Source organism: Streptomyces apricus (assembly GCF_008369065.1).
Lineage (GTDB): Bacteria > Actinomycetota > Actinomycetes > Streptomycetales > Streptomycetaceae > Streptomyces > Streptomyces apricus.
The window spans coordinates 1-1,466 of sequence record NZ_VDFC01000202.1 but is presented as its reverse complement, the minus strand read 5'-3'; the positions used below and the strand labels follow the sequence as shown (position 1 = coordinate 1,466).

Here is a 1,466-nt window from a genome sequence, read left to right as displayed (position 1 = left end):
GGTGGGTGAGGTGGTTGCGCCGGGGCCGGAAGGCGGGGAGGTCGGCCGCGAGGAGCAGCGGGCGGGCCCGGTCGAAACGGCCCGCCGGCGGGTCCCAGTCCTCTTCGAGGACGGCGAGCCCTTCGAGCCCGCCCTGGCGCCACGCGGCGACCGCGCGCGCGAGGTCGGCCGGGGTGCGGCCGGCGGCGGTGGCCAGGGACGCGTAGAAGGCGCGGGTGGTCGCGGTGAGACCGGAGCCCGGGCGGGCGGCGGCCAGCCGGACGGCGTCCTGCCAGAGCGTCAGCTCGGCGAGCGGGTCGCGGCCCGTGGTGAGCAGGGCGTGTGCGCGGGCGGCCGCATCGGTGGCGAGCTGGTCCAGCGCGAACGGGTCCGGGCCGCCGGGCGACGCCGGGTAGGCCGGGGGCTGCCCCGGACGGGGCCCCGGTGGCAACGGGGCCGGGAGCGGCGGCAGCACCCGGCGCCCGACGGCCTCGCGCGCCGGTACGCCGGGGAGGGCCGGCTCCTCGGTGGTGCGGGCCGAGCGGGCGGCCAGGGTGGCGCTGCGCCGGGACAGCTCGTCCAGCAGCTCGCGCTCGCCCCGGCCGCGCAGCAGGAGCAGCACGAACGGGTCCTCGTCCAGCAGCCGTGCGGTCTGGTAGCAGAGGGCGGCCGCGTGTTTGCAGGGGTGGCCCGAATCGGGGCAGCTGCAGCGCGGGACGAGGTCGCCGGGGCCGGGGAGCAGCCGCACCCCGCCGTCGGCGAGCGCGTGGGGCAGGTCCTTGTCGAGCAACGCGGCGATGTGGGCGGGCCGTTCGGCCGCGGCGTCCAGGAAGCGCTCCCAGTCGTCGTCGGCGAGCGTACGCATCCGGATCTGGACCCGGTAGGGCCGCGGGCGGCTTCCGTGCACGTAGGCGAGCACGAGCCCCGGGGTGACGGTGACGGCGTCGACGTGCCCCTGTTCCGCGTACGCCTTGCCGCGCCCGAGCCGTGCCGGGTCGAGCGCCGTCTCCTCCAGCGCGGCGACCCAGGCGCCGCCCCACCACGTCCCGGCGAACCCGTCCCCGTCCGCGGCATCCCGCGGGCGGGCGGGCAGTGCGGGGAAGGTGCGCCGCAGCTCCCCGTCGCGGGCCGGGGCGGCCATGGAGAGGCCGGGAGCTGTGACGGACCGGTCACCTGCAGGGATGCCAGCTGAACTGGCTTCTACGGAGGGGGCGTTGGCGGAACGGGCCCCGGTGGGTGGGCTTTCGGGTGCGGCGGACCAGGTGTCGGACACCGGGGCGGTGTCGGCGTCCGGGGCCACCACCGATCCGGTCGTGGTGGCCGTATCGACCGGGTCGTCGGTCGTCCCGGACGGGGCGGCCTCGGGCTCGTCCGTCCGCGCCTCCCGCTCCAGCCGGGAGGACAGGTCGAAGGAGTTGCCCAGTTGCTCGGCCAGCTCGCGGACCCGTGCCGCCGCCTCGCGGCTCGACGCGGCCGGGCGGGGGCAC

General features: G+C 78.3%; 1 protein-coding gene. It reads right to left on the bottom strand.

Annotated features, from left to right (window positions below):
• A partial coding sequence (locus tag FGF04_RS39185) for an SWIM zinc finger family protein (protein WP_235882751.1) occupies nucleotides 1-1,466 on the bottom strand: 1,466 nt, incomplete at both ends.